This is a genomic window from Mycobacterium sp. G7A2 (assembly GCF_041902445.1).
Classification (GTDB): domain Bacteria; phylum Actinomycetota; class Actinomycetes; order Mycobacteriales; family Mycobacteriaceae; genus Mycobacterium.
This window is the reverse complement of record NZ_CP169251.1, coordinates 2,042,513-2,067,458: the sequence shown is the minus strand read 5'-3', so window position 1 is coordinate 2,067,458 and position 24,946 is coordinate 2,042,513. Positions and strand designations below refer to the sequence as shown.

The following is a 24,946-nucleotide window of genomic DNA, read 5'->3' as shown; positions in this document are numbered from 1 at the left end:
TCGTTGCACAAGTCATGACGGCGGCATCCCTTCTGCCGGCAGCAGCGGGCCGGGCGCCGGAGCCTGCGGTGCCGGCGTGGGCGGCAACAGCAGGCCGTCAACAGTCTGCGGCTGAGCCGGGATGTTGGAGATGATATTGGGCGGCGCCGGTATCGGCGCTCCCGGGAACAGCGCCGGTGAAGGAATCGCAGGAGCATCGTCATCCGGCGCGTACAGACCCCGTGGACCTGGCGGCGCGTTCCACCCTGGCGGTGGCGGCACATCGCCCGCGCCGAGATACGCCGAGACATCCGGAAGCGGCTCGGGCGGATCGCCCGGACCAGCACCGCCGGGCGCCAACTTCGGATCGGTGTAGATGAGCCGCTCCGGGCTGACCGCCGGCCGCAGGTAGGCGTTGATCGGGAAGGGCAGGTTGCCGAAGTTCAACAGACGCAGCGCAGGGCCGAGATAGTTGGCGCACAGTTTCGCGGTCTCCGGCGCCGTCGTGTTCGCAACCCCGCCGATCAGTCCGCAGAAGAACCACACCGGGTTCGAGAAGTTGCTCAGCGAGAACGCGCCCGTGACGGCGCCACCATTCGGGTACCAGATGTTGTTGAAGTTGCCGATGGCGTTGGGAACGATGTGTAGGACGTTTTCGAAATCCAGCCTCTGGTCGACCAGGATCTGGGTGACCTCCTTGAGGCTGCGAACCTGCTCGGTGGTCTGTTCCGTGCTCCCGGCGACGAAACGCTGGACCTCACCGATCGCGACCGACAGGTCCGACAGCGCCGCGTCCAAATCGGACCTGCTGTCGTTGACCACGCTGGTCAAGCTGGCCAGGCGATTCTGGAATTGGACGATCTGCAGTTTGCTGTCCCGCAGCGCCCCGACGAAGACCTGCAGATTCTTGATGATGTCGACGATGTTTCCGCTACCCTCAGCGAATATCCTTGCGGCTCCGGATAACTGGGCCAGCGTCTCACGCAGCTTCACGCCGTTGTCGTCCATGGCGTTGGCGGCGCTGTCGACGAACCGGGAGATCGAGGTGCCCGATCCTGCGGTCTGCGGGCCGAGGTCGGTGGCCAGGCGCATGAGCTGCGTCTTGACCTCGTCCCACTCGACTGGAACAGCGGTGCGGTCACTGGGGATCACCGCGCCGTCGGCCATCGTCGGGCCGCCGCCGGCCCGATAGGCCGGGGTCAGCTGCACGTAACGGGCAGCGACCAGGTTCTGGGCGACGATCACCGCTTTTGCGTCCGCCGGAACCGGGACATCGCTGTCGATCTCCAACGTCATCTTCGTTTCGGTACCCGCGGGTTCGATGTCGCTGATCGTGCCGACCTTGACCCCTGACACCCGAACCTCGTCGCCGGGGTAGATCGCGGTCGCAGTCGGGAAGTAAGCGACGATCGTCTTCGGGCCGAAGAGCACCTGCCGGACGAGAAAAGCCGCGCCGGCCACGAGGAGCACGGCCAGCACGATCGCCGTGCCGGCCACCAGCCGCTTACGGGTTGCCGTCATTGGGCAGGTCTCCTGGCTGAGGAATACTGTTGACGGGGAAGGGAAGTTCCGCACGCGGCCCCGCGTTGTCCGGCGGCTGACCGTTCTCGACGCCCCGCCGGAAACCGAACGCATAGTCGAGGAACGGTTGCAGCAGCTGGGCGGGCTGAATATTGGGGACCAGCGCGTTGTAATAGGCACCGTTGGAGACGATCTCGCCCTGTGTCAGGTAATACTTCGCCGCACCTGGCAACATCTTCGCCAGGTTGTCACGGTTCTTCTCGAGCATTCGCGTGACGTTGTTGAGCCGTTCCAACGCCGGCGCCAGTTCCTGTTCGTTGTCGGCCACCAGCCCGGTCAACTGTTGAGACACCGCTGAAATGCTCGACAGCAGACTGGTGATCGCGTACCGGCGGTCGTTGAGGACTGCGACGAGGTCGTTGGCGTTGAGAATCAACGTGTTGACCTGGCGGCTGCGTTCGGAGAAGACGCCGGTGACCTCACCGGCTGCCTTCAACAGTTCGGCGAGGCTCTCGTTGCGGTTGTTCAGTGCCGTGGACACCCGGGAAAGCCCGTCGAAGGTGGGTCCGAGCTGTGGCGCTACCTGGTCGAGTGTCTGCGCGAGCGTGTCCAATGACTGGTTGAGAGATTCGGTGTCGGTGGCCGCGGTGTTGGCTGTGAGGTCTCCAACCGCGTCGGTCAGAGAGTACGGGGAGGTCGTCCGCGTCGTCGGAATCGCCGTTTGCGGATCGAGGACACCGCTTCCCTCCGACTCGAGCGCCAGAACCCGTTCGCCCAGCAACGTTCCGGTCTTGATGTGCGCGGTGGTGTCCGAGCCCAAGGCATATTGGCCGGCAACGGTGAACCCGACCAGGGCGTCGCCGTTGTCGAGACCGATCGAGGACACCGACCCGACCTTGATCCCGGATACGGTCACATCATTGCCGACCGCCAGCCCCCCGGCCTCGGTGAACAGTGCTTGGTACCGAATGGAGGAAGCCCACTGCAGCAGTCGCTCGGGCTGCAGCCCGACGGCGATCACCAGAACGATGGTGACCACGCCGATGAAGCCGGCTCTGGCGAGTTGGGCGCCGCGATACTTCAACATCTAGTTGTCAGCGCACCTTCCGGTTTCTTGCTTGATCCAGGGGAACACCACCGTGCGGCCCTCCAGGTCACTAGCGCGGAAGGTGATGCCGCAGATGTAATAGGGGAACCACGCGCCGTACGAGCCGACCCGCGCGAGCTTGCGGTAGGTCTCGGGCAGCCGCTGGAGGGTGGCATCGAGCCGTGCGAGGTCGTTGTCCACCAGCGGGGCCAACCTGTTCAATTCGTCGACGGTGTTGGCCAGCGGCGCTCGGCCGCGCGCCAGCAGGTCGGCCAATGACGTGGTGCCGTTGTCGAGGGCCTCGATTGCGGTGCCGATGGGATCGCGGTCGGCTGACAACCCGGAGACCAGCTGTTCGAGCTTGTCGATGGCGCCGGAGAACTGCTCGCCGTCGTCGGCGAGGGTGTCCAGCACCGTACGAAGGTCGTCGATCAGTTGCTCGATGACCTGGTTGTTGTCGGCCAGAGAGTTCGTGAACGACGAGGTCTTGGAGAACAGCGACTCCAGTGTGCCGCCCTGGCCCTGCAGGATCTGGACCAGCGACGAGGTCAGGGCATTCACGTCCTCGGGATTGAGGCCCTGGATGACCGGTTTGAGGCCGCCGAGAAGCAGGTCCAGATCGAGAGCCGGCGCCGTGCGATCGTCCGGGATGCGGCCGCCGGCCGGCAGGATCTTCGTCGACTCGGGGGTGTCGATCAGCTCCAGGTAGCGGTCACCGACCAAGTTCAGGTACCGGATCGCCGCGTTGGTGCCCTGCGTCAGCGCAACGTCACGGTCGGCGTCGAAGGTGACCAGTACATCGCGGTCCGGGAGCAACTCGACGCCGGTGACGGTGCCGACCCGGATACCGGCGATCCGCACGGTGTCGCCGGTCGTCAATCGCGAGGCGTCGGTGAAGACGGCCGAATACTCGTTGGTCGAGCCGGTTCGGGCGTCGCTGAACACCAGGAACAAAAAGGCAGTCAATACCGTCATCACGACGCCGAAAGCGCCGAACTTGATGAGGGTTCCGGTCGATCGCGTCATCCGGGCATGCCGATCTGTGCGGTGTTACGCGGCGGGCCGTCCAGCGGACCGAACAACCAGTTCTTGAGGCCCTCGGAATTCAGCAGGATCCCGGCATTGCCGTACTGCGCCGGGTTGGAGCCGATGTCGCCGACGACCATGGGCGGCACGAATTCCGGCGGCAGTTCCGGCAGCCCCAGTTCCTCGCAATAGTCGGCGCCTCCGCTGGAGGCCGCCACCTTGGGCAGGTCGCCCGGGTAGCGGTAACGCTCGACTCCGAGCGTCAGGCCAGCCGACACCGAGATTCCCGGGTACTGCGGTTGCGCCTTGGCGAAAGGCACCAGGCCCCCGATTCCGCACCACAGCGACTTCCGGTACTTGTAGAGCAGATCGGTGGTCGGTATCAGGACGTCCAGCACGTCGGTCAAGGCTTGCCGGTTGCCGCCGACCACTTCGTTGCCCAGGTCGGCCAGTCCGATTGCGCTGACCAAAAACTCGTCCAGGTTCTGCTGCTCGTCGACGATCGAATTGCTCAGCGTGGTGGTGTTCTCGATGGTCGAGACGAGGTCAGGGCCGGCGTCGGCGTAGGCGGTCAGCGCGGGCACCGCCAGCTCGATGTCGCGGGCGAGGTTGGGCAGGCTCGGTTCCAGTTCGGCCAGCACGGCGTTGAAGTCGGTCAGAGTCTGGCCGAATTGCTCCCCACGCCCGTTGAAGGCTTGGGCGATGGCGCCGAGGGTCTCGTTGAGTTTGGCGGGATCGATCGAGTCGAGAACGTTGACCAATTGCTGGAAGACGGTGTTGATCTCGACAGTGACGTGGTCGCCCTGCAGTACCTGGCCGGCCGAGAGGGTTCCCGACGGATCCGCCGGCGCTGCGAGCTGAACGAACTTGGCGCCGAAGACCGTCGACGAGGCGATGTCGACGTTGACGTTGGACGGAATGAGACGCATCTGCGACGGGTCCATGGCCAGCTTGAGCTCGGCCATGCCGTCGGGTCGGTAGGAGATCGATTCGACGCTGCCCACCTGCACGCCGCGCATCTTGACCTTGGCGTCGGGGTTCATCACCAGCCCGGCCCGCGGGGACAGCACCGTGACGGTGTCGGTCTTGGTGAAACTGCCGTTGAACAACCCGATCGCCACTGCGATGATCGCCACCACCGCCACCACCAGCCCGAGACCGGCCAGGGGCCGCGCGTAATGCGACACCCCGAAATGCCGCCCCGACGACGCCGCCAACGGCGATGCGCTGCTGGTGGTCTCCGACCGATGGGCCGGGCCCGGCCCGACGCTTCTGCTCATCTCGCCTCCCCTAGCCCGACAGGTTGAAGTTGCCGTTGGAGCCGTAGATGGACAGGGAGACCAGCAGGGTGACCGAGACGACGACGACCAGGGAGGTGCGTACGGCGTTGCCGACCGCGGCGCCGACGCCGGAGGGTCCGCCGGAGGCGAAGTAGCCGAAGTAGGTGTGCACCAGCAGGATCGCGATCGCCATCAGCACGGCTTGCAGGAACGACCACAGCAGGTCGATCGGGTTCAAAAACGTGTCGAAGTAGTGGTCATACAGTCCGCCGGACTGGCCGAAGAGCACCACGGTGGTGAACTGCGAGGCCAGAAACGACAGGATCACCGCGATGGAGTAGAGCGGGGTGATGGCGATCATGCCGGCCACGATGCGGGTGGAGACCAGGTATTCCACCGGGCGGATACCCATCGATTCCAGGGCGTCGATCTCCTCGTTGATGCGCATCGCGCCCAGCTGGGCGGTCACCCCGGCCCCGAACGTGGCCGCCAGCCCGATCCCGGCCACCACCGGCGCGGCGATGCGCACGTTGATGAACGCCGCCAAAAACCCGGTCAGCGCCTCGATCCCGATGTTGCCCAACGAGGAATACCCCTGAATCGCCAGGGTGCCGCCGGCGGCCAGGGTCAAAAACCCCACGATCACCACCGTGCCGCCGATCATCGCCAACGTGCCCGCCCCCATCGAGATCTCGGCGATCAACCGCACGATCTCTTTGCGGAAATGCACCGCCGCGTGCGGCACCCCACCCAGCGCACGCCCGTAGAACAGCGTGTGATCACCGATGCGCGACAACAACGCCACCGGCCGACCGGCATAGCCGACCAGCCGCGGGAACCGCGACCGCAACACCGCTGAGGTACCCATGCGCCTCGCCTAGCCTGTCGTCATCCGGATACCGATGGCGGTGACCACCACATTGATCACGAACAACGCCATGAACGCATACACCACCGTCTCGTTGACCGCGTTACCGACCGCCTTGGCCCCACCCCCGGTGATCGTCAACCCCCGATAACAGGCCACCAGCCCGGCGATCAACCCGAACAGGGCGGCCTTGACACAGGAGATGATCACCTCGGGCACCCCGGTCAACAACGTGATCCCCGCCGCGAACGCCCCCGGATTGACGTCCTGGACGAAAATCGAGAAGAAGTACCCGCCCAGGATGCCGATGATCACCACCAAACTGTTCAACAGCAACGCCACCAACCCCGCCGCCAGCATCCGCGGCGTCACCAGGCGCTGCACCGGGTTGATGCCCAGCACCTCCATCGCGTCGATCTCCTCACGAATGGTGCGCGACCCCAGATCGGCACACATCGCCGTCGCCCCCGCTCCGGCCACGATCAACACCGTCACCAACGGACCCACCTGGGTCACCGCCCCGAACGCCGCGCCCGCCCCCGACAGATCCGCCGCCCCCAACTCCCGCAACAAAATGTTCAACGTGAACGACACCAACACCGTGAACGGAATCGCCACCAACAACGTCGGCGCCATCGACACCCGCGCCACAAACCAACACTGCTCCAAAAACTCCCGCCACTGAAACGGCCGCACAAACACAAACCGCACCGCATCCAGAGCCATCGCAAAAAACCCACCAACAGCCTGCATCGCCCCCGACAACCCATTGGGCAGACTGATCCCGGTCGACCACCGCTCCGGACCTTTGACCGCCATCAGGGAGCTCCTCCAGGTTCCTCGTGGGCCGTGAACCCGCCGCTGAAGTTGACCGGTTGCGCCGCTCCGAGGCTGGTCACCTCGGCCTCGAGCGGTGGGTAGCCACCCGGCCGTTCGGCGAAGCCGAGATCCTCATGTCTCGTGGGCTCGAAGTCGTGCACCCCGGCGACATCGACGCCACCAGGCGACGTACCGGCCGGCGAAAAGCCCTGCTCGGCCGCTGTTGTGCTGGCGCACAGCAACGTCATGTCTGGCTTGTGCTGGTGCATCACCGAATCCAGCCCGAGTCCGACCCCACGAATCCACCCCGGCCGATCGGTCGAACGGTCGAGCGCGTCCTCTGCAGCGATGACGCGCGCTGCGGCGCCGTCCATCTGAGGCGCGCAGTCGTGCTGCCGAAATGTCGTCACCGCCGTCGGTGCGTTCAGGGCGTGCTCCATTGTGATCTCGAAGCGCAGCCGCGCTTCGGGGCCGATCATTGCGTGACGGTGGATCTTGACCGCCGCCATGGCTAAGTGTTCTTCAGTTGCCGGAGATTCGTGGAGATATGGGCGAACGTGTGACTCCGAACCTCTCGGGCAGCCGGGCACCCGCTGGGACGGTCCCCCGCAACGACGGCGGGTCCCGACGGGCGCGACGAATGGCATGCGATCTCTCCAGTGGTGCAGAACAGGAATCAGGTGACGGCGCCGGCCGTCTTGAGCTCGATGATGCGGTCCCAGTCCAGCCCCATCTCCAGCAGGATCTCGTCGGTCTGTTCGGCGAATCCAGGCGCCGGCCCCGACGTCGGTGCGGCGACGTCGAACTGCACCGGATTGGCCACCAACTCGAGTTCGCCCGCCTGCACCAGGTATTCGTTGGCGCGGACCTGTGCGTCCTCGGCGGCCTGAAGTGTGTCTTGAACCGGGGCCCACGGGCCTGCCAGAGTTGCGAATCGTTCGCTCCACTCCACGAGCGGGCGCTTCTTCATGGCTTCGGTGAGAATCTCGGTGGCCGCCTCGGTGTTCTCGGCGATCGACTCACCTGTGGCGAACCTCGGGTCGTCGATCAACTCCTCCAGGTCCATGTGCCGGCACACGTCGGCCCAGAACTTGGTCGGCTGCATCATCACAAAGGAGATGTAGCGGTCGTCGGCCGTCGGATAGAGGCCGACCAGCGGATTGATCGGCGAGCCGTGCACACCCGGTGGGAACGCCTCCATGCGTTGGTCGAGGTGTTTCGTCAGCGCCACCGTGTGTCCCATCGACCAGAGACCGCTGCCCAGCAGCGACACGTCGACGACCGAAGTCTCTCCGGTGCGTTCGCGTTTGAGCAGCGCCGCGGCAATGCCGCCGGCCAGGTTCGTGCCCGAGATGGTGTCCCCGTACGCCGGACCGGGCGGGCCGATCATGCCGGGCATGTCCGGCGGGGTGATGGTGCGCGCCGTGCCGGCCCGGCACCAAAACGCGGTCATGTCGTAGCCGCCCTTGACCGATTCTTCGCCGCGCGGTCCCAGAGCGCTGCCACGGGCGTAGATGATGTCCGGGTTGACCGCACGGATGTCGTCGACGTCGATGCCGAACTTCTGGCGATGACCGGGAAGGAAACTGGTGAGGAAAACGTCGGAGCGCCGGGCCAGCTCCAGCAGCATTTCCCTGCCCTCTGGCACCGACATGTCCAGACCGATGCTGCGCTTGAGCCGGTTGGCATGCTCGATGTTCGGGTTGGGGTCGCCCTCGACGCGCAGCAGACCGGTCTGACGCAGTCCGCGCTGCGGATCCCCGGTGACGGCGTGCTCGACCTTCACCACGTCGGCGCCCCATTCGGCGAGCACGGCGCCTGCCGACGGCACGAAGCCGTACATGGCGACTTCGAGAACGCGAATTCCGTCCAGCGGCTTGCTGCTCATACGATTTCCTTCTTCGCGCAAGCGCTCATCAGCGTGCTCTCTTCTTCGCGCAAGCGCTCATCAGCCCACCACCTCTGCGAGCGTCTTGGACTCCAGGAACTCTTCGAGTCCGGCCCGGCCCATCTCGCGGCCGATGCCGGACTGCTTGTAGCCGCCGAACGGGCTGTCCGGGCTGAAGTAGTTGCCGCCGTTGATCGAGAAGGTGCCGGTGCGGATGCGGCGAGCGAGCGCCTTGGCGCGTTCGGCGCTACCGAACACCGCGCCCGACAGCCCGTAGATCGAATTGTTCGCGATGCGCACCGCGTCGTCGTCATCGGTATAGGAGATGACGACCAGCACGGGTCCGAAGACCTCCTCCTGGGCGATCTCGCTGTCCGGTTCGACATCGGCGAGCAGAGTGGGCGTGTAGAAGAAGCCGGGGTCGACTTTCTCGCCGCCGGTGACCAGTGTCGCGCCGGCCGCGACGGCGCGACGCACCATCGCGTCGACCTTGTCGCGCTGCTTCTCACTGATGAGCGGGCCCATGTAGGTCTTCGGGTCGGCGGGGTCGCCGTAGCGGACCAGCCCGAAGTTGTTCTTGATCAACTCGACGATCTGGTCCTTGTGCTTCTCCGGCACCAACAGTCGCGATGTCAGCGCGCACCCCTGACCGGCATGGGTGACCATGCTGAACGCCGAGAACAGCGCTGCGGTGTTGAAATCGGCGTCGTCGAGGACGATGGCGGCGGACTTGCCGCCCAGTTCGAGGAACACCTTCTTCAGGGTGTCGCTCGCCGCGGCCATGATCGCCCGGCCGGTCGGTGTCGACCCGGTGAAGGTGACCATGTCGACGTCCGGGCTCGTGGTCAACGCGACGCCGACGGCTGGGTCCGCGCCGGAGAGCACGTTGACGACGCCGGCCGGGATGTCGGTGTGGTTGGCGATCAACTCGCCCAGCGCGAGGGTCACCAGCGGGGTGTCGGGGGCGGACTTGAGGACGACGGTGCAACCGGCCGCCAACGCCGGCGCCAACTTGGCCAGCGCGAGCTGGTTGGGATAGTTGTACGCGATGATCGCTGCGACGACTCCGGCCGCTTCCTTCTCCACCCAGCGGTGGTGCTGCATGCCGCGGCTCTCGATGTTTCCGAGGTCTTCGGTCATCGGGTAGGTCTTCACCAGCTCGGCGTAGTACCGCACGATCTCGATCGGCCCGTCCAGCTGGGCGCCTTGGCACAGCGACTCGGTGGCGCCGACCTCGGCGACGGTCAGTGCCGCGAACTCATCCCGGTGGTCGACCAGCGCCTGATGCAGCTGCTCGAGACAGCGGATCCGCAACGCGGTGTCGGTCGCCCACGTTCCCTCGTCGAAGGCATGCCGGGCCGCCGTGATGGCCGCCTCGGCGTCAGCGACGGACGCGTCGGGCGCGTAACCGAGAACGTCGCCGGTGGCAGGGTTCAGCGACGCGAACGTGTGCTCGGCCTCGAGCAGCTGCCCGCCGATCAGCAGACGCCGAGCCACCTCGCGGCGGTCACCGTTCGCCTTGTGACGATCATTCGAGATCGCGGCTGTGTCCTGCATCGTCCTCCTCCGGAATGACCCGGGATGTGTGATTGAAGTCGTCGTGCAGCCTCACTGTGATGGAAACTGCATTCTCATCTTCGGCGAATCATACATTCGCGAGGGGAGAACTCAAGGAAATGAACCATACGGCGGCTGCCTGCACGAAACCGTGCGACAGTTGAGCAGTAAACGTCTCACCAGTGCGAACATCCAACCCGCGTTGTCTTGCGATACCGCGTCATGCGAGAGTACGGTTCTCATATTCGGAAGGACGATTCTTGATGGGTGAGGGCTGCTTGTGAAGAACGCTGTGGTGACCGGGGGCGCTTCGGGCATCGGCGCGGCGATCGCCGATCGTCTCCGAAACGACGGTCTGCAGGTGGCGACCCTCGACCTGAACCCCGGCGAGGCGAAGTTCTCCTACGCCGCCGACGTCACCGATCGCGCCGCCGTCGACGCTGCTCTCGAAGACATCCGCGCCGAGCTGGGCCCCGTGACGGTCCTCGTCAACGCCGCCGGTCTCGATCGTTTCAAACGGTTCAGCGACCTCACTTTCGACGAGTGGCAGAAAGTCATCGACGTCAATCTGAACGGCACGTTCCACTGCATCCAGGCCGTGCTGCCCGACATGGTCGAGGCCGGGTGGGGACGTATCGTCAACATCTCCTCGTCGAGCACGCATTCGGGCCAGCCCTTCATGGCCCCTTACGTCGCGGCCAAGTCGGCGGTCAACGGATTGACCAAGTCGCTGGCCCTCGAGTACGGCCCGCAGGGCATCACGGTCAACGCGGTTCCACCGGGTTTCATCGACACCCCCATGCTGCGCAAGGCTGAGCAGCGCGGCTTCCTGGGCGACACCGACAAGCAGATCGAGGCCACGCCGGTCCGCCGGATGGGCCGACCCGAGGACATCGCGGCCGCCTGCTCGTTCTTCATCTCCGATGACGCCAGCTACATCACCGGTCAGATTCTGGGCGTCAACGGCGGCCGGAACACCTGAGAGACATCGAAAGGGAGCGGGAGGAACATGGGACGCGTTCAAGGCAAGGTCGCCTTCATCACCGGCGCGGCGCGCGGCCAGGGTCGCAGTCATGCTGTCCGGCTCGCCGAGGAAGGCGCGGACATCATCGCGGTCGACCTGTGCGAGAACATCGACACCATCGGCTATCCGATGGCCACCGCCGACGATCTCGACGAGACCGCCGCCTTCGTCGAGAAGACCGGCCAGCGCATCGTCACCGCCAAGGCCGACGTCCGAGACGCGGCGCAGCTGAAGAAGGCTCTCGAGGAGGGCATTGCGCAGCTGGGCGGGTTGGACATCGTTGTCGCCCAGGCCGGTATAGCCGGCATGAAAGGCGATCCGCCGATGCAAGCATGGACCGATGTGATCAACACGAATCTGGTCGGCACCATCAACGCCATCCAGGTGGCGTTACCCCATCTCAAGGAGGGCGCGTCGATCGTCGCCACCGGTTCCACCGCTGCGCTCATGGACGCCCACAACAAGCCGAATCCGGGCAATGACCCCGGTGGGATGGCTTACATGACGTCCAAACGTCTGCTCTCCCAGTACGTGCACGATCTGTCGACGAACCTGGCTGTCCGCGGTATCCGCGCCAACGTCGTGCACCCGACCAACTGCAACACCGACATGCTGCAGAGCCCGCCGATGTACAAGTCGTTCAGACCCGATCTCGACAACCCGACCCGCGCCGATGCCGAACCGGTGTTCGGTGTGCAGCAGGCGATGAAGGTCAACTTCATCGAACCCGAGGACATCAGTAATGCCATCCTGTGGCTGGTGTCCGACGAGGCCCGCTATGTCACCGGCATGCAGCTGCGCGTGGACGCCGGCGGCTACCTCAAGTGGTACGACTGGCACGTCTAGGAGGACGGCGCGTGAAGGTTTTCGTGGATTCGGGACGGTGCCAGGGACATACCTTGTGCTCGATGATCGCGCCGGAGTCGTTCGAGCTGAGCGACATCGACGGCACCGCCTCGCCGGTCAACGAGGTCGTGCCGGCCGACCAGGAGGACGCAGTGCGCGAGGCTGCACACTCCTGCCCCGAACAAGCCATCTCGATCGAGGAATGACAAGGGAGACAGAACTCTTGAGTGTCGACGACGTCGTAGACGGCACCGCCGACGACAGCCGTAAGCAGCCGAAGTATCACTTCGACCGGCATACGCCTGAGTATCGGCTGCAGTTCGAGAAGATCACCGAAGAGATGCACAGCAAGTGCCCGATGGCATGGACAGACGTCTACGACGGGCACTGGGTGGCCGCGGGCAGCAAAGAGGTGTTCGAGTTGGCGCGCTGCCCGGCGGTGTCCAACCATCACGACATCTCCGGGGAGACGCCCTACCAGGGCATCACGATCCCGAAGGCCAGCCGCGCCACGGTCGTTCGCGGCGGCATTCTGGAGATGGACGAACCCGAGCACAGCACCTACCGTGGCGCCTTGAACCCCTACCTGTCCCCCGCAGCGATCAAGCGGTGGGAGCCTTTCATCGACGAGATCACCCGTGCCGCACTAGACGAACACATCGAGTCCGGGCGGATCGATTTCGTCGATCACCTGGCCAACGTGGTGCCCGCGGTGTTCACGCTGGCGATGATGGGTATCGAGCTCAAGAAGTGGAACGTCTACAGCGAACCCACCCATGCGTCGGTATACACCCCGGAGCACTCACCGGACCGCGAGAAGATCAACGAGCAGCACCGCGAGATGGGCATCGACATCATCAACAACATGATGGCGATCCGGGAGTGTCCTCGGCCCGGTCTGGTGAACGCCCTGCTCCAGTTGCGCATCGACGGTGAACCCGCGCCGGACATGGAGATCCTGGGCAACCTGGGTCTGATCATCGGCGGTGGGTTCGACACCACGACGGCGCTCACCGCGCACGCCCTGGAATGGCTCGGTGAACATCCCGACGATCGAGAGCGGCTGAGTCGAGAGCGCGACACGCTGCTGCACCAAGCCACCGAGGAGTTCCTGCGGTTCTTCACTCCGGCCCCCGGCGACGGCCGGACCTTTGCCGAGGACGTCGAGGTCGACGGGCACCGGTTCAAGCAATACGAGCGGCTGTGGCTGTCGTGGGCGATGGCCAACCGCGACCCTGCGGTGTTCGAAAAGCCCAACGAAATCATTCTTGACCGGAAAGGCAACCGGCACTTCAGCTTCGGTATCGGTGTGCACCGGTGTGTGGGCTCTAACGTAGCCCGCACGGTCTTCAAGTCGATGCTCACCGCGGTGCTCGACCGGATGCCCGACTACGTGTGCGATCCCGAAGGGACCGTGCACTACGACACCATCGGGGTCATCCAGGGCATGCGCCACCTACCCGCCACGTTCACCCCGGGCAAGCCGCTGGGACCGGGGCTCGACGAGACGATCGAGAAGCTGCAGCGCATCTGCACCGAGCAGGAGCTTGCCCGGCCGATCACAGAACGTAAGGAACGTGCCGTCATCGAGTGAGCGATGACGCATTCCGGCCCGTGGCTGGGCGCGAGATGGTTCGATGACAGGCGGTGTATCAGTGGGAGGTGGGCGATGATGCGCAGCAAGCTGGCGGCCGCGTTGTCGGCACTTGTCGCGACAGCGACGTTTGTCGCGCCGCCCTCGTCCGCGGCGGGCATGCAGCTGGGCAACTACGACCTGTGGACCAACAGGTACGACCGCGCCTCCTGGTTCTGGTTCATCTCGACCTGCATCCCTGAGAAGTCTCCGGACTGTATCAATGTCGCCGCGCGGCCGCGCCTGAAGTTCTACGCCTACTACGAGAGCAAGGCGTGGTTGGTCGACGGCCGCTACACCTTCACCTTCGACGTGCCCGACGGCCTGCGGTGCCCCGGGTACAACCTGCCGACCCGCGAAACGTACTCCTGGGATGCGGTCACCTTGGTCGGCACGATCGACTCGAAGTATGACGTCGGCTGCTTCAACGGCCCGCCCGGCACCCAGTTCTGGACCTTCAAACTCGTCCGACTCTGAACCTCTTTGCTCCGCGAGAGTGCGCGGCTGCGCGCGACACGGCGCGCAGTGAAGACATTTCACGCACACTCGTCGCCACTCAGAGCGACGCATACCTCCGGCGGATCCCGTCGAATCGCGACCACATCTGTGTGATCCGCTGCTGCGGAGTGACTGTCGCGGTGTCTCCCGGCAGCTCGGCCGCCAGGTCCGCGCGCTTCACCACGCGCGTGGCCAACGTCGCCGGACGCCCGTCGAGCATGTGCCGGTAGGTGAGGTTGCCCCGCTCGAAACCCTGCGTGTCGATCCAGTTGTGGCAACCCGGATCGTCGTGCGCCAGAACGAGCCGCACCTTGCCGTCGCTGTCGACGGCGGTGCGGCTGGGGGTATAGCTGACCGGTCGATACAGATAATCCATGCTGTTGAAGAACACGCCCATGTTGGTCAGCATCCACAGCCCGTCGTGCATATCGAACTCGACGATCAGCGCCTCGTCGCCGGCCAGCTGCCAGTGCATGTTCGTCGCGGCGCGGCCGCGCTTGACATCGGCGTCGGTGGTATCCATCACCGGGAACCGATTCGGATGCTCGGCGTCGACACCGCCGTAGGTGAACGGGAAGTCCGGCCAGTCCTGCAGCAACCCCATGACGAAATCTCCTGCCCAGCTGATCGATTCGAGCATCTGCGCGGTCGACGGCAATGGCCGCGGCGACTCCATGTCGACTCGCTCGATGCGCAGCCGGGCCGGCTGCTCGTCCCAGGAGTCGAAACCCTGGCGGATGAACACCTTGCGGGACCCCGAGGTGGTGGGCAGCCAGTTCCCGTGCCGCTCGGGACCACCCAGGAACACCTCGAGCGTACCCTCGTCGGTGACCTGGAGCCGGTCCGCGGACAGGTTCGCTTCCGGCACGTCGCCGAAGGGTTCGTGCAGCACCCCCGGACCGTCCGGACGTGCCCCCTGCACGGTGATGTTGACGAATCGGGCGCCACCTCGCTCACCCACGATCCGGTAGGTCGAGCTGCCGTCGATCCACGCTTGCTGATAGGTGAAATCGGCGCAGTCCCCGCCGAGTTTGCGGTTGGGCCCGCAGAACGTGTGCAGGGCGGGATACCGGGTATCGCGCGTCTCGAGGGCCAGGTCGAACGCCTGCCCGAGGTTCTGGGTGAGGAATCGCAGCGCATCGACCCGGTGTACACCCGAAGCCGGATTGTGGTCTTTGAAGATCAGCTCCCCGGCCGCGTCGAGGCGGGCGCAGAAGCCGGTCCACGCATGCCGGAGCGCCGCATCGTCGGGACCTTCACCGAACCCCACGATCACTGCCCCAGCTCGATGCGGGACAGCATCTCCGACACCACCTCGCAACCCCGGCGGGCGGCGGCGAGACCACCCTCCTGATCGATGCGTGGCCCGATCAGCTCGAGGTCGACGCCGTGGCGGTAGCCTGCCGCGATCGCGTGCGCCAGGAATGCCTCGACTGGCACGGCGCCGTCCCCGGGTACCGCCCGGGCCGGCAACGCGCGGTCACCGAGGACGTAGTCACTCAGCTGAACCATTTCCAGCCGCGGCATCGCTCGTTCGACCAGCTGGTCCAGATGGGCTTCTGCCCAGCAGTGGAACAAGTCCACGCAGATGCCGAGACCCGCCATCTCGGCCAGCTCGACGGTGTCGGCGAGCGTGTGGGCGATGTGCAGGTCGGCGTACAACCCGGACGCGTTCTCGATGGCGAGTGCAACGCCTGCTCGGTCGGCGTGTTCGCGACACGGCGCCACGGCGGAGCAGAACCGCTCGGCCGCCTCGGCCCACGACGCCTCCCCGCGGCCGCCGGTGAGCATGTAAACCGCACGTGCTCCGACCCGGGCCGCGTCGTCGATGCGCCGGTGCAATTCGTCGGTGGTCGTGAACAGGTGAAACACCGTCTCGACCGAGTAGCCTTCTGCGGTGATCATGTCCGTCAACTCCGGATCGTCGAGCTGCGCGGCGATCAGGCTGAGCCGGCTGACACCGAGATCGCGCCAGTGGCCATGTATTTCGTCTATCGACGCGCCCAGGAACGTGACGCTGTGCACCGAGAGACGCGGGTCAGTCACGCGTCTCGACTTCTACGCCGAACCGCTCGCGGAACGGGCGGAATTCCTCGTGCAGCGCTCCGAGGTCTTCGCCGATGTCGGTGAGCAGCGTGGTTGAATAGCGGAACTTTCCGTGCCGGTCGCCCTTGTTGTGGACCAGATAGTCACGCATCGCCGCCTCGGCGGGGCCGGTGAGATCGCGACCGCAGAACCGGTAGTAGCGGCGGACGGTGCCGACCGGGTCGGCGATGAAGTCGGTGTAGCGCACGTGCAGGATGCGCGGATCGTCGACCAGCGGGTCGGCCATCGTGTTGGCGATACTGGTCCGGGTCAGCTCGAGATGCGTCTTCGCTGCGGTCTTCAGGTCGACCGGCCCGACGATGCCTTCGAGGATGTCGGCCATCATCATCGTGCGCGACGCGGCAACCTGAACGGGATCCCGGTGTAGCCAGAGCAGCCTGGCGTCGGGATAGGCGGCGAACATCTCGGCCAGCCTGAAACCGTGGAAACCCTTGAGCACCCAGTACTTCGGCGGTCTTCGGTACTGGGACTGCTGCAACATTGCCTTGTGGATGCGGTATTGCGCGGCCGCGTCGGTGGGCAGCCCGCCGACAACTGTCTGCATCGGTACCCGCCACCACGCGGTCGGGGTCAGCACCCGGAAGTCGAACGCCCACGTGCGTTCGTCCTCCGGCAGCCCGTCGCCGAGCATGTCGTTGTAAGGGTGGCTGTGCAGCCACTTGGGCATCTGCGCGTTGATCTCGCGCCAGTCCGCATCGGCCCGCGCGCGACGTGGGTCGTCCGGGTCCGCGATGCCGGGTGGGGGCGAGGGATACATCACCTCCCAGAATCGCAGGGCGCGCGCGTCCCGGTCGGCGGACATCAGCGCGTGCATCAACGTGGTTCCTGAGCGAGGCTCTCCGGTGACGAACATCGGCGCTTGGATCACCTCGCGGGCAACGGGGTAGCGATTGCGGTCCTCGAAGAACTGCAGGCGGCTGGTGAGCAGACCGTGGCAGACATCCTCGGCCCGACGGCGCCCGTCCTCGTCCAAGCCGAGGCTGTTGAGGTGGTCGACGACGAGGCCGAAACGCTGCGGCAGCGTCGGATCCCCGAAGTCGGACAATCCGGTCTCGGTTTCTGCGCGCACGAGCATCTGGTCGGCACGCAAGCCGCCACTCACGTGACTCCCCCGCACAGCGCGATCAGTTCGTCCTCGGCGGCTCGGACGTTCTCGGCCGAGGCAGCGGCGTAGTCCAGGCCGGCCATGGCCCCGTAGTCAAGGATCTTGGGGACCCGAAGGCCGGCCTCGACATATTCCTTGACCATGCGCGCCACCTGTTTCGGCGTTCCGTGCGGCACGACGGCCAGAATCATCTCGGGCTCGACCCGGTCCAGGAAGTCGACGATCCGTTCCCGGGTCAGCGCCGAAGGGTCGATGTCGTGGAAGCCGCGCCAGTCGTGACCCATCGGATGATCGAACCCGTAGGAGCCCAACAGTTCCGCGGAGACCTGCAGCAGGAACGACTTCACCAGCGGCGCATTCATAATCTCGGCGAGCGCGGTGTCGTCGCGGCCCATCACACAGACCTGGATGAAGCAGGGCGTGATGGCCATCGGGTCGCGGCCGGCGCGCTCGGCGGATTCGCGCACCCGCGCCAGCTTCTGGGCGTAATCCTGGGGTGTCCAGGCCCCGGCCGGCCACCACCCGTCGGCGTATCGGCCGGTGATGTCCAGGGAACGGGGTCCGCTGGCGCCGATCCAGATCGGCGGGAACCGGCCGTCGTACGGCTCGGTGTCCAGGCGCGCATGCCGAAGTCGGTGGAAGCGTCCGTCGAAATCGACGGGCCCGTCGCTCTCCCAGAGCAGCCGGATCACCTGCAACGCCTCTTCGAACCGGCTCACCGGTCGGTCGAAATCGAAACCATAGGGCTCGATGTTCTCGCTCTCACCGCTGCCCACGCCGAGGATGAAGCGCCCCTTGGCCAGGTGGTCGATCGTCAACGCGCTCTGCGCCAGCGATGCGGGGTGACGCCGCACGGTGTCGACGACGCTGGTGGCGATCGGCACGTTCTCGGTCAGGACCGCGGCCGCCGCTGCGACGGCCATGCCGTCGAGGTGGCGGTGCGGTGACGGCGACGCTGTCGCGAGGTCGGTGAATTCCGGTGTCCAGATCGAATCCGGCCAGAAGCTCACCATGTGGTCGGGCAGCCAGATGGAGTGATAGCGGCCCGCGTCGAGCCGCTCCAACGCGGCGAGGTCCAGCGGCAGCGTGGTTCGCAGGAATGCCGCCGGCTGCACCTTCACCCGATCTCCCTTCGTGGCTTGCCTATCGACGCGGCAGGCCCAGAACCTGCTGGGCGATGATGTTGCGCTGGATCTCCGAGGTGCCGCCGGCGATGGTGCCGCCGAAGCTGCGTGCGTACCGCTCGAACCAGCTCGCGAAGTAGTGATCGAGGTTCATGTGGGCATAAGGGCCCGACGTCGTGGGGTGAATCAACCCGTCGGGACCACTGGCCTCCAGCGCGAGCCCCTCGATACGCTGCTCAGCCTCGGCGCCGAGCAGCTTGGGGATGGACACCGACGCGACGTCGACCTCGCCGCGCGCCGCCTTGGCGATACCGACCGATCCGAGCAGGCGCAGCGCCTCGTAGTCCATGATGCTGGTGGCCAGGGCATCGCGCTCCAGGGGACCGGTCGCCTCGAAGTCGGCGATGGCGTTGGCGATTCGGTCGGCGAAACCGAGCCACATCATCGTGCGTTCGTGCCCGAGGGAGCCGTTGGCGACGCTCCATCCGGCGTTCAGGGGGCCGACGAGATTCTCGACTGGCACGCGCACGTCGGTGAAGAACACCTCGTTGAAGTCGAGATTGTCGATGCCGCACATGTCGGCGAACGGGCGGCACACCACTCCGTCGAGGTCGGTCGGGATCAACAACACGCTGATGCCTTTGTGCTTGGGCGCATCGGGATCGGTCCGCACGAACGTCAGCAGGAAGTCGGCGTCGTGGGCGCCCGAGGTCCACACCTTCTGGCCGTTGACGACGAAGTGATCGCCGTCCAGGACGGCTTTGGTGCGCAGTGACGCCAGGTCGGACCCGGCGCTCGGCTCACTCATGCCCAGCGACGCGGTGCGTTCCCCGCGCAGGACCGGTACCGCCCACTGGTGCTTCTGCTCGTCGGTGCCGAACGTCAGCAGCGACGCCGCGACGATGTTGACGCCCTGCGGATTGAAGCTGTGATAGATGCGGCGCCGGCACAGTTCCTCAGCGTGGACGAAGGTCTGCAACACCGTCGCGTTGCGGCCACCGAACTCGGGCGGCTGCGCCGGCAACAACCAGCCGTTCTCGAACAACAGGCGTTGGAAGTCACGTGCCCACTGAGGCATGTGCGAGACAGATCGGGGCCGCTCGAGTGTGTCCGCAGCGCTCGGGGTGTGCTCGTCGAGGAACGCCGAGAACTCCGCGCGGAACTCCTCGACGTCGGAGTCGAATGCCAGTTGCACTACAGGTCCTTCCCGTATTCCTCGGCGATCATCGCCCGGTGCTCGGCTGCGCCGCCCAGCAGCAACTCCCCCGCCTTCGCCCGTTTCAGCGCGAACTGCACGTCGTTCTCCCAGGTGAAACCCATGGCTCCGAACAACTGGATGCCGTGTTTGAAGACCAGGGACTGGCACTCTCCCGCCGACGCTTTCGCCATCGCGGCGGCCAGGCGCCGGCGCGGATCGTCGGCGGCGATGGTCAGGGCAGCGAAGTAGGCCAGCGCGCGGGCGCGCTCGATGGCGACGTACATGTCGGTCGCCTTGTGCTGGACGGCCTGGAACGTGCCGATCAGCACGCCGAACTGCTGGCGGCTCTTGGCATGCTCGATAACCAGATCGAGGATGCGCTGACACGCGCCGACCATCGTGATCGCCATCCCCATCAGCGCGACGTGCCGCGCCCGTTCGGTGTCGGCGCTCAGACGCTCGCTGTCAGCGACCTTGACCCCGGCGAAGGACACCTCGGCGACGTGCAGGATCGGGTCGAACACCTCGACCCGGCGCGACGTGACGGTAGCGCCGTCGGTCTGCGGGTCGACACAGAACACCCCCGCGGGCGTCACGACGGCCAGTCGCTCGGCACGGTCGCCGTCGAGCACGAACCGGCCGGTTCCGGAGAGCACCCATCCCTGCGCGTCGCGCACGGCCGTCACACCCGAGAGCACCGCGGCACCGGCGACCTGCGGGTCGAACCGATCACCCGCCAGGGGCGCGTACTGCGTCAGCGTCGCGAGGAACGGAGTCGGATCGGTGGCGCGCCCCAGTTCCTCGAGCACGATCGCGAGCTCGACGGCGTTTTCCGGATCAGCCAGTTCGGTCCATCCCGCCTCGAGGTAGCTGGTCCACAGCGGCGCCGGGTCGACACCGTTCTCCGCGATGTCGCGGATCAGCGAAGCCGGGCATTGCTTGGACACCGCGTCACGCACGGTCTCCTGCCACAGCCGCTGATCAGCATCGAATTCCAACAGCATCCAGCGCCTCCGGGATCGTCACGTTCTGGCGAGAATATCATTCTCGTCAATGGTGTCTTCATTCTCCTGAAGGGCATACCGGTTTCCGTGGCGGAATCGCTGAGCGACCGACCAGCAGCCAGCTCCACCAGCGCAGACGCTAAGCAGTCTGCTGGAGAACAGAATTCTTGATATCGAAGAACAACGATCTACACTGGGGGATACCCGCGGTCGCGCCCTCGGCCGCGCGAGAGTGAAGGACTGCATCTGTTGAAAGAGTTCAGTGACGGGACCAGCAGCGGGGACGACGCTGCCGTCCGGGTCCCCGTCATCGACGCCAGCGTGCACATCTTCTGCCAGTCCAACAAGGACCTGAGGACGAACTTCCTGCGTGAGCCCTTTCGCAGCCGCGGGTTCCCGGACTACGAGATGGACTGGTACGGAGCCCCCGGCGGTGAGTACGCCGACCGGACGACGGGACCCGACGATCAGTACCCGGGTTCGGACCCCGATGTGGTCGCCAAGCACCTGTTCACCGATCGTGGCGTCGACGTCGCGATCCTGCATCCGATGACCCGCGGCATCATGCCCGACCGTCACCTCGGCACCGCGCTGGCCGCGGCCCACAACGAGATGATGGTGACCCGCTGGCTCGAGCATCCTGAACTCGGGCAGAAGTTTCGAGGCACGTTGCGGGTCAATCCCGACGACATCGCCGGCGCGCTTCGAGAGATCGACAAATACAAGGATCACCCGCGGGTCGTGCAGCTGGGCATCCCCTTGCAGTCCCGCGAGCTTTACGGCAAGCCGCAGTACTGGGCGCTGTGGGAGGCGGCCGTCGACGCCGGCTGGCCGGTGGCCGTGCACTTCGAGGTCGGCTCGGGCATCCAGATGCCGCCGACACCCTCCGGCCTCACCCGCACCTATGAACAGTTCGTAGGCTTCACGGCGCTGAATTACCTCTACCACCTGATGAACATGATCGCCGAGGGCGTCTTCGAGCGGATGCCCGACTTGAAGTTCGTCTGGGCCGACGGCGCGGCCGACCTGCTCACGCCGTTCATCTGGCGCATGGACTGTTTCGGGCGCCCACACCTGGAGCAGACACCGTGGGCACCGAGGATGCCCAGCGATTATCTGCCCGGGCACGTCTACTTCGTTCAAGGAAGTCTGGACGGCCCCGGTGACGTCGACTTCGCAGGCGAATGGGCCGGGTTCACCAACAAAGACGACATGGTGATGTACGGCTCGAGCTATCCACACTGGCAGCTCAACGAACTGTCGGTGCCGAGCTCCTACACCGCCGAGCAACGCGACAAGCTGTGTTGGCGCAACGCCGCGCAGTTGTACGGGATCCAAAGTCCGGCGATTTCCGCCTCGGCTGCGGCACAGTAGAGGGACGAGGAGGCATCACCATGACCGTCACCGCCAACCCACGAGTACCTGCCACCGAACGAATCGCGGTCCGGTGCGTCGACTCCGACGTCCACCCGACGCCCCGGCGCGGCGAGCTGACGCAATACATCCCCGAACCGTGGCGCAGCAAGTACTTCCTGACCCGCAAGGTCGGCGACCAGATCTACTACGACGCACCGGATTATGCGCACTCCTACGCAATGCGGGTCGACACGTTCCCGCCCGATGGGGAATTCGCCTGCAGCGACCCCGAACTCGCTTTCAAACAGCTGATCATGGAGGCCGGCGCCGACATCGCGATTCTCGAGCCGGCCGCCTATCCGGCCCGCATCCCGGAAGCCGAGCACGCGATGGCGGTCGCGCTGAACGCCTGGCAGGCCAACCATTGGCTGGACAGCCACAACAACTGGCACGAACGTTGGCGCGGCTCGATCTGTGTGGCCATCCAGCAGCCCGAGGAGGGTGTCGCCGAGATCGAGCGGTGGGCCGGCCATCCCTACATGAGCCAGATCTTGATCAAGGCCGAGCCGAGGCCGTCATGGGGCAATCCGAAGTACGACCCGATCTGGGCCGCAGCGACCAAGCACGACATCCCCGTGAGCTGTCACCTGTCGCGTAGCCATTACGACGAACTGCCCATGCCACCGGTCGGCATGCCCAGCTACAACCACGACTTCATGGTCACCTATTCGTTGTTGGCGGCGAATCAGGTGATGAGCCTGATCTTCGACGGCACCTTCGACCGGCACCCGAATCTGCGGATCGTCTTCGTCGAGCACGCCTTCACCTGGATCCTGCCGTTGATGTGGCGGATGGACAAACTCTACGAAGCGCGCAAGTCGTGGCTCGACATCAAGCGCAAGCCCAGCGAGTACGTCAAGGACCACATCAAATTCACCACACAGCCGCTGGACTATCCCGAGGACAAGACGGAATTGTCCAGGGCGTTCGAATTGATGGAGTGCGAGAAGATCCTGCTGTTCTCCAGCGATTACCCGCACTGGACCTTCGACGACCCGCGCTGGCTGGTCAAGCACCTACCCGAGCACGCCCGCGAAGCGGTGATGTTCCGCAACGGCATCCAGACCTACAAGCTGCCGGACACCGTGCCGGCGCTCGAGGGCCAGGTCCGGGTCTTCTGACACATGGAAGACGACAACGCGCCCGCGGTGGCAGCTGGGCGGGAGCCCCGATTGGCAGCTGGGCGTGAGCCCCGGTTGGCACAGGGACGTGAACACGTCGTCGCCACCGTCGACGAGATCCCTCCAGGCACACACAAACTCGTGCCCATCGGCCGGCACGGGGTGGGCGTGTACAACGTCAACGGCACGTTCTATGCGATAGCGAACTACTGTCCGCACGAGGGAGGACCGCTGTGCTCGGGGCGAGCCAGGGGCCGCAACATCGTCGACGAAAGCGTCCCCGGGGATGCGGTGATGGTCCGCGACCTGGAGTACATCTTCTGCCCATGGCACCAGTGGGGTTTCGAGCTCGCCACCGGCACAACCGCGGTCAAGCCCGAGTGGAGCATCCGCACCTATCCCGTGCGAATCGTCGGCAACGACGTTGTCGTACAGGCCTGACCGCTTCCACCCCGGACAATCGGAGAGAAGTTGCCCAACAAGAAGATCGAGATCAACGGCGGTGACGTCGTCTACGAGATCCTCGGCAAAGAGGGCGAGTTCATCGTCCTGACGCCGGGCGGACGGTTCAGCAAGGACATTCCGGGGCTGAAGCCGCTGGCCAAGAAGCTGGTCGAAGGCGGCTACCGGGTGCTGCTGTGGGACCGGCCGAACTGCGGCAGGTCCGACGTGCAGTTCTACGGCCAGAGTGAATCGCACATGCGGGCGCAGACCCTGCAACAGTTGATCACCAAGCTCGAGATCGGCCCGTGCATCATCGCAGGCGGCTCGGGAGGAGCCCGCGACTCGATGCTGACGACGATGCTCTACCCCGAGCTCGTCCGAAAGCTGGTGGTGTGGAATATCGTCGGCGGGGTCTACGGCTCGTTCGTCCTCGGCTCGTACTACATCGTGCCCAGTATCCTGGCCGTACGCGGGGCGGGCATGAAGGCAGTCGCGCAGATCGCCGAGTGGCAGGAGCGCATTGCCGAAAACCCCGACAACGAGACCCGCATCCTGTCTCAGGACCCGGACGAATTCCTCAAGCTCATGCTGCGCTGGCTCAACGCGTTCGTACCCAAGCCTGGGCAGACCATCCCGGGCGTCGAGGATGAGTTGTTCGACAACATCACCGTTCCCACTCTGATCATCCGCGGCGGCGAGAACGACCTGGATCACCCCAAGCGAACCTCGCTGGAAGTCAGCTGCCTGATCAGGGGCTCCACCGTGATCGACCCGCCTTGGCCGGAGGACGCGTGGGAACGCGCCGGTGAAGCCCGGGCTTCGGGGAAAGTCAAACGGTTCAACATGTTCGACACCTGGGTGCAGGCAGCGCCGGCCATCCTCGATTTTCTGGGGCGATGACGTGCTAACGATCCACCGTGACGATGCGCACCTCGCAGTTCGTCGAGGCTTCCAGCGCGGTGTGGATGCGGCTCTCGGGGATGCGGGCGAGGTCGGCCTTCTGCAGGGTGACCGTCAGGATGTCCCAGCCGTCGTCGCCCGGGGTGCGCTCGATGATGCCGGGCACTCCGAACCCGGCAAGCACGCCGCGGGCGTCGTCATCGGTGCCGTGACTGACGAACGTCAGCACGCCCAGCACCGGCTGGGCGGGAAAGGCCCTGCTGCACAGTCGTATCGCGACATCCTGCAAAGCTTCCGAATCGTTGCCGTCCATGAGGATCTCGACCTCGCGACGGCTGGGCGGCAAGCCGGCCAGGTCGTTGTCGATGACCCTCGCTCCTCTCTCGGCGGCCAGCGCGGTCAACTCGGCCATCCCGGCCCGCAACTGGTCGGCCGTCAGCTCACCCGCGGGATCGACGCCGATCCGCACCACCGCTGTTCGCATGCTGGGAAGGGTAGTCGG

24 protein-coding genes and 1 pseudogene are annotated in these 24,946 nt (G+C 65.4%); 9 read left to right on the top strand and 16 right to left on the bottom strand.

Annotation, left to right across the window (positions count from 1 at the left end):
* Positions 1-12 precede the first annotated feature (12 nt).
* The 9 genes and pseudogenes from ACEWX3_RS10095 to ACEWX3_RS10055 all read right to left on the bottom strand — a co-directional run bounded on the left by ACEWX3_RS10095 (position 13) and on the right by ACEWX3_RS10055 (position 10,025).
* A complete protein-coding gene (locus tag ACEWX3_RS10095; RefSeq protein ID WP_374159343.1) occupies positions 13-1,500 on the bottom strand; it encodes an MCE family protein in 1,488 nt (495 codons plus the stop codon).
* Positions 1,484-2,587 (bottom strand): MCE family protein, encoded by a 1,104-nt coding sequence (locus ACEWX3_RS10090; RefSeq protein WP_374159342.1) that lies wholly within the window; start codon positions 2,585-2,587, stop codon positions 1,484-1,486. The genes ACEWX3_RS10095 and ACEWX3_RS10090 overlap by 17 nt, the downstream gene beginning before the upstream one ends.
* Positions 2,588-3,613, bottom strand: coding sequence for an MCE family protein (locus ACEWX3_RS10085; RefSeq protein WP_207068255.1), 1,026 nt, complete (start codon positions 3,611-3,613; stop codon positions 2,588-2,590).
* Positions 3,610-4,893 (bottom strand): MCE family protein, encoded by a 1,284-nt coding sequence (locus ACEWX3_RS10080; protein ID WP_207068256.1) that lies wholly within the window; start codon positions 4,891-4,893, stop codon positions 3,610-3,612. The genes ACEWX3_RS10085 and ACEWX3_RS10080 overlap by 4 nt, the downstream gene beginning before the upstream one ends.
* Positions 4,894-4,903: 10 nt before the next feature.
* Positions 4,904-5,761, bottom strand: coding sequence for an ABC transporter permease (locus ACEWX3_RS10075; RefSeq protein ID WP_207065081.1), 858 nt, complete (start codon positions 5,759-5,761; stop codon positions 4,904-4,906).
* 9 nt (positions 5,762-5,770) lie between these two features.
* Positions 5,771-6,580, bottom strand: a complete 810-nt coding sequence (locus tag ACEWX3_RS10070; RefSeq protein WP_374159341.1) for an MlaE family ABC transporter permease — start codon at positions 6,578-6,580, stop codon at positions 5,771-5,773.
* A 5-nt stretch (positions 6,581-6,585) separates the two neighbouring features.
* A pseudogene (locus tag ACEWX3_RS10065) lies at positions 6,586-7,158 on the bottom strand (thiolase family protein); the annotation flags it as partial.
* Between the two features lie 98 nt (positions 7,159-7,256).
* Entirely contained in the window at positions 7,257-8,468 is a 1,212-nt protein-coding gene (locus tag ACEWX3_RS10060; RefSeq protein WP_207069144.1) for a CaiB/BaiF CoA-transferase family protein, read from the bottom strand.
* A gap of 60 nt (positions 8,469-8,528) precedes the next feature.
* Positions 8,529-10,025, bottom strand: coding sequence for an aldehyde dehydrogenase family protein (locus ACEWX3_RS10055; RefSeq protein ID WP_207069143.1), 1,497 nt, complete (start codon positions 10,023-10,025; stop codon positions 8,529-8,531).
* A gap of 280 nt (positions 10,026-10,305) precedes the next feature.
* On the opposite strand from ACEWX3_RS10055, the gene ACEWX3_RS10050 reads away from it, so the two are divergent.
* From ACEWX3_RS10050 to ACEWX3_RS10030, 5 genes are all read left to right on the top strand, one after another.
* Positions 10,306-11,007 carry an SDR family NAD(P)-dependent oxidoreductase gene (locus ACEWX3_RS10050; protein WP_374159340.1) on the top strand — a complete coding sequence of 234 codons (702 nt, stop codon included), beginning with the start codon at positions 10,306-10,308 and terminating at the stop codon, positions 11,005-11,007.
* Positions 11,008-11,034: 27 nt separating this feature from the next.
* Positions 11,035-11,895, top strand: coding sequence for a mycofactocin-coupled SDR family oxidoreductase (locus tag ACEWX3_RS10045; RefSeq protein WP_283616195.1), 861 nt, complete (start codon positions 11,035-11,037; stop codon positions 11,893-11,895).
* Positions 11,896-11,906: 11 nt separating this feature from the next.
* On the top strand, positions 11,907-12,101 hold the full coding sequence (locus ACEWX3_RS10040) for a ferredoxin (RefSeq protein ID WP_221360243.1): 195 nt from the start codon (positions 11,907-11,909) through the stop codon (positions 12,099-12,101).
* On the top strand, positions 12,098-13,489 hold the full coding sequence (locus ACEWX3_RS10035; protein ID WP_374159339.1) for a cytochrome P450: 1,392 nt from the start codon (positions 12,098-12,100) through the stop codon (positions 13,487-13,489). Before ACEWX3_RS10040 ends, ACEWX3_RS10035 begins: the two co-directional genes overlap by 4 nt.
* Positions 13,490-13,564: 75 nt before the next feature.
* Positions 13,565-14,005, top strand: a complete 441-nt coding sequence (locus ACEWX3_RS10030) for a hypothetical protein (protein ID WP_374159338.1) — start codon at positions 13,565-13,567, stop codon at positions 14,003-14,005.
* A gap of 79 nt (positions 14,006-14,084) precedes the next feature.
* Here ACEWX3_RS10030 and ACEWX3_RS10025 read toward each other — a convergent pair whose 3' ends face one another.
* The 6 genes from ACEWX3_RS10025 to ACEWX3_RS10000 are packed head-to-tail and all read right to left on the bottom strand — an operon-like array spanning position 14,085 to position 20,563.
* Positions 14,085-15,296, bottom strand: coding sequence for a hypothetical protein (locus ACEWX3_RS10025; RefSeq protein ID WP_374159823.1), 1,212 nt, complete (start codon positions 15,294-15,296; stop codon positions 14,085-14,087).
* A 2-nt stretch (positions 15,297-15,298) separates the two neighbouring features.
* Positions 15,299-16,072, bottom strand: a complete 774-nt coding sequence (locus ACEWX3_RS10020; protein WP_374159337.1) for a sugar phosphate isomerase/epimerase family protein — start codon at positions 16,070-16,072, stop codon at positions 15,299-15,301.
* On the bottom strand, positions 16,065-17,207 hold the full coding sequence (locus ACEWX3_RS10015) for a sulfotransferase (RefSeq protein ID WP_374159822.1): 1,143 nt from the start codon (positions 17,205-17,207) through the stop codon (positions 16,065-16,067). Before ACEWX3_RS10015 ends, ACEWX3_RS10020 begins: the two co-directional genes overlap by 8 nt.
* Before the next feature lie 23 nt (positions 17,208-17,230).
* Positions 17,231-18,358, bottom strand: coding sequence for an LLM class flavin-dependent oxidoreductase (locus ACEWX3_RS10010; protein ID WP_374159336.1), 1,128 nt, complete (start codon positions 18,356-18,358; stop codon positions 17,231-17,233).
* Positions 18,359-18,380: 22 nt separating this feature from the next.
* Entirely contained in the window at positions 18,381-19,556 is a 1,176-nt protein-coding gene (locus ACEWX3_RS10005) for an acyl-CoA dehydrogenase family protein (protein WP_207069135.1), read from the bottom strand.
* Positions 19,556-20,563, bottom strand: a complete 1,008-nt coding sequence (locus tag ACEWX3_RS10000; RefSeq protein ID WP_207069134.1) for an acyl-CoA dehydrogenase family protein — start codon at positions 20,561-20,563, stop codon at positions 19,556-19,558. Before ACEWX3_RS10000 ends, ACEWX3_RS10005 begins: the two co-directional genes overlap by 1 nt.
* Before the next feature lie 249 nt (positions 20,564-20,812).
* Between ACEWX3_RS10000 and ACEWX3_RS09995 the strand changes: the two genes are divergently transcribed.
* Genes ACEWX3_RS09995 through ACEWX3_RS09980 form a run of 4 tightly spaced genes read left to right on the top strand, consistent with a single transcriptional unit; the run spans position 20,813 to position 24,444 of the window.
* The gene (locus ACEWX3_RS09995; protein ID WP_207069133.1) at positions 20,813-21,937 is read left to right on the top strand and encodes an amidohydrolase family protein; all 1,125 of its coding nucleotides are present in this window, start codon (positions 20,813-20,815) and stop codon (positions 21,935-21,937) included.
* Between the two features lie 20 nt (positions 21,938-21,957).
* Positions 21,958-23,100, top strand: coding sequence for an amidohydrolase family protein (locus ACEWX3_RS09990; RefSeq protein WP_207069132.1), 1,143 nt, complete (start codon positions 21,958-21,960; stop codon positions 23,098-23,100).
* A gap of 3 nt (positions 23,101-23,103) precedes the next feature.
* Positions 23,104-23,541 carry a Rieske (2Fe-2S) protein gene (locus tag ACEWX3_RS09985; RefSeq protein WP_374159335.1) on the top strand — a complete coding sequence of 146 codons (438 nt, stop codon included), beginning with the start codon at positions 23,104-23,106 and terminating at the stop codon, positions 23,539-23,541.
* Between the two features lie 30 nt (positions 23,542-23,571).
* On the top strand, positions 23,572-24,444 hold the full coding sequence (locus ACEWX3_RS09980) for an alpha/beta fold hydrolase (protein ID WP_374159334.1): 873 nt from the start codon (positions 23,572-23,574) through the stop codon (positions 24,442-24,444).
* 4 nt (positions 24,445-24,448) lie between these two features.
* On the opposite strand, the gene ACEWX3_RS09975 is transcribed toward ACEWX3_RS09980, so the two are convergent.
* On the bottom strand, positions 24,449-24,928 hold the full coding sequence (locus ACEWX3_RS09975) for a hypothetical protein (RefSeq protein WP_374159333.1): 480 nt from the start codon (positions 24,926-24,928) through the stop codon (positions 24,449-24,451).
* Between the last annotated feature and the right edge of the window lie 18 nt (positions 24,929-24,946).